6 protein-coding genes are annotated in these 5,894 nt (G+C 58.5%); all 6 read left to right on the plus strand.

Going from position 1 to position 5,894, the window contains the following annotated elements; genetic code table 11:
* The first annotated feature begins 89 nt into the window (after positions 1-89).
* Positions 90-746 (plus strand): DUF2931 family protein, encoded by a 657-nt coding sequence (locus AC1DXW_RS30660; protein WP_477756274.1) that lies wholly within the window; start codon positions 90-92, stop codon positions 744-746.
* Between the two features lie 80 nt (positions 747-826).
* A complete protein-coding gene (locus AC1DXW_RS30665; RefSeq protein WP_477756275.1) occupies positions 827-1,804 on the plus strand; it encodes a hypothetical protein in 978 nt (325 codons plus the stop codon).
* Complete coding sequence (locus tag AC1DXW_RS30670) at positions 1,779-2,351, plus strand: hypothetical protein (RefSeq protein ID WP_477756276.1); 573 nt, start codon at positions 1,779-1,781, stop codon at positions 2,349-2,351. Before AC1DXW_RS30665 ends, AC1DXW_RS30670 begins: the two co-directional genes overlap by 26 nt.
* 49 nt (positions 2,352-2,400) lie before the next feature.
* Positions 2,401-2,664 carry a PAAR domain-containing protein gene (locus tag AC1DXW_RS30675; protein ID WP_477756277.1) on the plus strand — a complete coding sequence of 88 codons (264 nt, stop codon included), beginning with the start codon at positions 2,401-2,403 and terminating at the stop codon, positions 2,662-2,664.
* 80 nt (positions 2,665-2,744) lie between these two features.
* Positions 2,745-3,914, plus strand: a complete 1,170-nt coding sequence (locus AC1DXW_RS30680; protein ID WP_477760879.1) for a hypothetical protein — start codon at positions 2,745-2,747, stop codon at positions 3,912-3,914.
* On the plus strand, positions 3,893-5,894 hold a 2,002-nt coding region (locus AC1DXW_RS30685; protein ID WP_477760880.1), incomplete at its 3' end, for an ImcF-related family protein. The genes AC1DXW_RS30680 and AC1DXW_RS30685, both read left to right, overlap by 22 nt.

Consider the following 5,894-nt stretch of genomic DNA (forward strand, 5'->3'; position numbering starts at 1 on the left):
GCTTGGGCCTTATCAAAACGGTAAGGGTAACTATTACCGCGCACCGAAGCCTGAGGCGCAGGCCTATATCGATCAACACGGAATCCCCTATGGCACTTGGTAAGGGCCACTCCCCAATGAAACGCCTGAGCCTGCTGGTCGGCCTGCTGTTCAGCTTGTGTGCCTGCGCCACTGGTCCCACGCCACCCAAGTTGCCCTACCACAGCTGGTACGTCGGCCTGGCCGCGCCGCGCTTCATGGAAGTGTGGGTCGAGAGTGTGGATGTGCTCGATCAGCGCGGGCTGGCGTTCTTTCATGTGTTTGGGGGCGTGGCCAGTTACACCGGCAAAGCGGAAGGCTGGCACAAGGGCGGAGGGAAAACGAAGCCGGTGAACAACGTCGATCTACCAGACCGCATCTTCGTGCGCTGGCAATCGCTGGTGGAGCCGCAGACCTACAAGATCGGTATCCGGATCCCGCAGTGGGTGCGTGACGACATGATCAAGCCACAGCGGTTGTTCTGCAAACCTGCTCAAAAGGAAATGACGCTCTACGAAGATACGATCAATTTGGGCATGGCCCCTGGCGGCATTGTAAAGGTCTGGTTAGGTGGGGCGTGTCTGGGCTACAGGGAAGTCGGGCGTTTTCAGGCGGAGATCGAGCCGCTAGGGCCTTATCAAAACGGTAAGGGTAACTATTACCGCGCACCGAAGCCTGAGGCGCAGGCCTATATCGATCAACACGGAATCCCCTATGGCACTTGGTAAGCGTTAGTTAAAAGGTATTTTTATTTCACTCGGAAAGATCATGGTGTCATTGCGGGATTGATTTTTAAAGGGACGAAGCCATGCAGCAATTAAAACATGCAGTTAGTACGAATAACACGGACAGTACCGTAATCAAGGTCGTGTCTGCGCAAAGTACATTGACCTGGGTGTCGCCTGCTGAAAATGAAGTGTTCAAGATTGACCAGGACGCCACGTTGCCCGTTATCGCGTTCGAGTTTCGAGCGCAATTCGTTGGCGATATCAAATGGTCCTGGGTAATTGAATGGGAGGCAAAAGTCAGTGGTTTGAAGGAGCGGGCGCGAAAAGATAATGCACTGAATACGTTCAATGAGTCAGGATCATTTGTCAGCGGCGAAAAAACGTGGACGGCTGATTTCTCTGGCCAGGTTCTCGGTGGAACGTTGACCGTAAAAGTGCAGGTCGGTCAAAAGTCGCTCACGAGGACTGTTGTCATTAAAGGACAGAATCCTGTTCGAGAGAGTATCGCTACTTATGTTGCAAGCCTGGATGGCATGACCGGATTCGAGAAGCTGTTGGAACAAGAGACGGGCAGTAAACACTTCATCGATTTCGACGGCGAGCCAATCGTTGCTTTCGACAAAGGCTACGGCATCACGCAAATGACCAATCCGGCACCGTCCTACGAACAGGCGTGGAACTGGAAAGCGAACATTCTGGGAGGCTCCTCCATCTACAAGGATAAGGTTCGGATCGCAATAAAATATCTGGGTCAGTCTGGCAGGAGCTATACGACTGAGCAGCTGGAACATGAGGTATTCAGCCGCTGGAACGGTGGCTCCTACCATGAGTGGGATACCGTCTCAAGATCCTGGGTCAGGAAAAAGAACATCCTGTGCGACGCCAATACCGGAAACATCGGTTGGTCGATGGACAATGAAAAAAACCAGGACAAGACCGAAGCCGAACTGCACGAGAGAGATGTGGATACCTACAAAAAAGGCACCAAGGGGCAATCGGAGGACCACCCTTGGACTTATCAGGGGGTGTGCTATGCCGATCATGTGTTGTCGAAGTAAATATGTTTGTTCTTTGTTTTTTTTATTGTTGGGTTTCATGGCAGTGAGTGGCGCTTTCGCCGATACGGCAATGCCTTGGGTCAGCAATGAAAAGAGTGGGGTGATTTTGCATATGGAAGACGGAAGTCTCTATCGGCTGAAGTTGAATGCTGGAGTGGGCGGTGTTTTCTATGACAGGCATAAATACCCCATTACTGGAGAAACTTATCTCGCACTGTTTGAAGTGTCTCCCTCCAACCCTGGAAAGCCTACAGGTTTCTGTGGCGCCGGCAGTGAGGTTTGGTTGCACGTATATAGAGTGGCGGATACCAGTCTGAGGACCAAAACAAGGACACTGGTCAGTAGTTGCCTGCGCTCGATTTCAATGGCAAGCCAGAACTCCGGAACGGAAAAACAAGACACTGATTTTTCTTCGGTGCAATGGAATAAAAAGGGGTTTTCTATTGATTGGTTCAATCATGTTAATGCTGCTGGCCAGGCATTAACTTCAACGAACTATGTGCTGTATGGCAAGGCGGTTTCGATTCAGGAAGTCCTGAGTCAATAGCCGTTGGGCATGTGAGTAATCAAGTGGGTCTTTAAAAAAGGGAAATGGAATGAAAGGCATCATCCGTATTGGTGACAAAACAACCGGAAAGGGCACTGTGCTTACGGGGTCCGCCGCGATGCGGTTCGGTGGTATCGGCGTGGCTCGCGAGGGTGACGCGGTAATGTGCCCCGTTCCAGGCCATGGTCGAACAGTGATTGCCGAGGGGCATCCGAGGTTTCACGAAAACGGCGTACCGATTGCGTTTCACGGACACTGTTGTGCCTGCGGTTGCGCCTTGATTTCGTCACTCCCCGAAGCGGGCGCGAGCTGATCATGGCGGTCCGTCTCGATCAAGTACCTGCTCCGGCGTCCCGTCCTGCGCGGCCTCGTGTCTGGCTTTGGCTGGGCCTGTTGCCGCTGCTTTGGTTGCTGGGTATCGGGTTGATGTTTGGCTTCGCCAGTCAATCGTTGCGGCAACAGCCGTTGGATTTCTACGGTCTGGCCTTGGGTGTTCCGTTCTTGGGTTGGTGCGTCATGAGCTTCGGGCGCGCGCTGCTGTACATCGGTGGACAAGCTGTTGCAGATGGCTGGGATGAGGCCCGTGAGGAGGATTCGGTTCGGCGACTGCGCCGTGGCCGGCGATCCCAGCAAGTATTGAATGTGAGTCTTTACACGGCCTTGCGAGCGCCGGGAGAGGAGTCGCAAGTCCAACTGGACGCTTTGCTGACTGGGGTCAAGGCGCTCAAGACTCAGCCCTCCTTGTCAGGCGGTGTCGCGGTACGTCAAAGCCGCTTGCCCGGCAATACGACGCCGGCCTCTGAGCTCGTGTTATTGAGCGTTTTGGTGCAGGTGCTCGTTGACCTGGCGCAAACCTTGGGGCAACTGCCAGACGAGACGCCGCTGGCACTGTTGCTCGAAGTCGATAGTGGATTACCGGAACATACTTTGCGCCGAGTGTGGCGACAGGCCTGGACAGAGTCTGGCATTCGCCAGTCGACCACACCTGTCGAAGGGCAGGGCCTGGCGGCGCTGGATCAATGGCTCGACCAGCGAATTACCGACCAGGCGTTACTGATGGTGGTGGCGGCACAGTTTGCGCCGGAACAGCCCGAAGAGGCGGCGGAAGCGGTCGTCGGACTGCTGCTGGGTAATCGTTTGACGCAAACCACATTGCCACCCATTGCCTACCTGCACCGTCCGGAGCAGGAGCGAGAGCCCAGCCCCGATGCGCTGTTGTATGCCACTCGTCAAGCACTGGATTGGGTGCCACTGGATGCCCAATCAATCGAGCATGTGTGGCGTGTGGGGGGGGAATGCGCAACGCGAGGTGGCAATCAGCACTGTCCTGGCGCAACTGCCGATGGCGGTGACACACAACCTGGATACCTTGCTGGGACACCCGGGCACAGCATCTGCGTGGTTGGCGATCGTGGCCGCTACACAAACCCTTCAGCGCGGCGTCGGGCCGCAATTCATTTTCAGTGGCGACGATGTCGCAACCGGGCTTTGGTGCACGGTTTTGACACCTGTGTCACCACTTTCGAAGTAGGAATCTCGAAATGCAGTTTCGACGCTCTGTAGGGTTGGGTGTTCTGGTTGGCGTTCTGTTGCTGACCGGTGTGGGTTTAGGTGCAGTGGTCTGGCATCACCCCGAGTCGCTGGGCATTGCTAACGGCAGCGCCCGGCAAACAATTTGGCTTTCGGCAATATTGGTCACCACCTTTATCGTGGTGATGTTTCTGGGTGGTTACCCTCTGCTGGGACGTCTAGGTCGCTCAGTTTATCGACCGCTTGACGCCGATGATGTTACTCAACCTGTGCAAGCGCCACTCAATGAATCCACTGATGCTCAGGTGGAGAAACGAATGGCAGCGGTTAAAACGTACCTGCGGAAAAACCACAGCCTCCTCTGGCCCCGTAAAATCCGCCTCCTGCTCGTCGTCGGCGAACCCGAGCAAATCACTGCCATCGCCCCCGGCCTGACCTCGGAAAACTGGCTCGACGCGCAGAACACCGTGCTGATCTGGGGCGGCAGCCTGCAAGCCGAGCCCACCGAGGCGACGCTGAAWCAGTACCGCCGCCTGACCCGCTGGCGCGCGCTGGACGGCGTGGTCTGGGCGCTGAGCAAGGAGCAGTGCAGCGATGCCGCCGCGATGGGGGCCGGCGTGCGTCACTTGAAGGTGCTGGCCCGCGAATTGGGCTGGCAGTTGCCCTTACACCTKTGGCAGGTCTGCGCGAGCAAGTGGGTACARRACCYGCGRCCGACCCAGGCGGTGGGTTGTCGGTTGTCCTCGCGGGGCACGGCGCTTGAACTGGACACCCGGTTGGGGGCGTTGCTCGACCCTTTGCGGCAGCAGGGCCTGGAGCAAATGCGGGATGCGATGGCGCATGACTTTCTGTTGCGCCTGTCCCGCGATTTGCAGGCCGAGGGCATGGCCCGGTGGCGTCAGGCGCTGTCGCCATTGTTCGGCGAGTTGGCCCGCAGCGTGCCGCTGCGGGGGCTGTGGTTCAGCCTGCCGCTGCCGTCGGGCAATAAAATTGATCAGCGGCACTATTGGCATATCGATCCAGCCTGGCACGGCGTGCTGGCCGATCAGGCCGCCAGCCCTCGACGCCTGGGCTGGTCCGCCCCGCGAGTCGCTTATGCGCTGGTGTTGGGCGTGGCGCTGCTGTGGGGTGCCGGGATGTTGCTGTCCTTCGTCAGCAACCGCGGGCAGATCGCCCTTGTCCAGACCGCGCTGGCGACCCTGGAACAAGCGGGCAGCGGCGACGAACAACTGCTGGCGTTCAACGAGTTGACCCGTGAACTGGGGCGCCTGGACTACCGCGCGCACCACGGCACGCCGTGGTACCAGCGGTTTGGCCTGAGCCATAACCCGGCTTTGCTCGTGGCCGTATGGCCGCGCTACGTCGAGGCCAACAATCGCCTGCTGCGCGATCCAGCGGCCACCAATCTGCAACAGCAACTCAAGGCGCTGATCCAGCTGCCACCCGCCAACCCCGAACGCGCCAAGCGTGCCCCGGCCGCCTACGCGCAGCTCAAGGCCTACCTGATGATGGCGCGCCCGGAGAAAGCCGACGCGGCTTTCCTCGCCAAGGTGCTGGTCGAGACTCAGGCGCAACACACCGACATCACGCCGGGGCTCTGGCAGGGCCTGTCACCCGGCCTCTGGCAGTTCTATGCCGAGCAACTGGCGGCCCATCCGGCCTGGCGTATCGAGGCTGACCCGACGTTGGTGGCCCAGGCCCGTCAGGTACTGCTCGTCCAGTTGGGCCAGCGCAATGCCGAAGCCAGCCTGTACCGCCGGGTGCTCGATGCGGCGGCCAATCACTACCCGGCCCTGGGCTTGCAGCAGATGGTCGGCGACACCGACGCCCGCGCRCTGTTCGCCACCACGGCCAGCGTGCCCGGGGTGTTCACCCGCCAGGCCTGGGAGGGCCAGGTCCGCCAAGCCATCGACGAGGTGGCCGAGGCTCGCCGCGAGGAGATCGACTGGGTGCTCAGCGACAATCCCGCCAGCCTCGCCGCCGACTTGAGCCCGGAGCAACTCAAGGAACGCC

This window comes from Pseudomonas sp. P4_C4, from assembly GCF_056402055.1.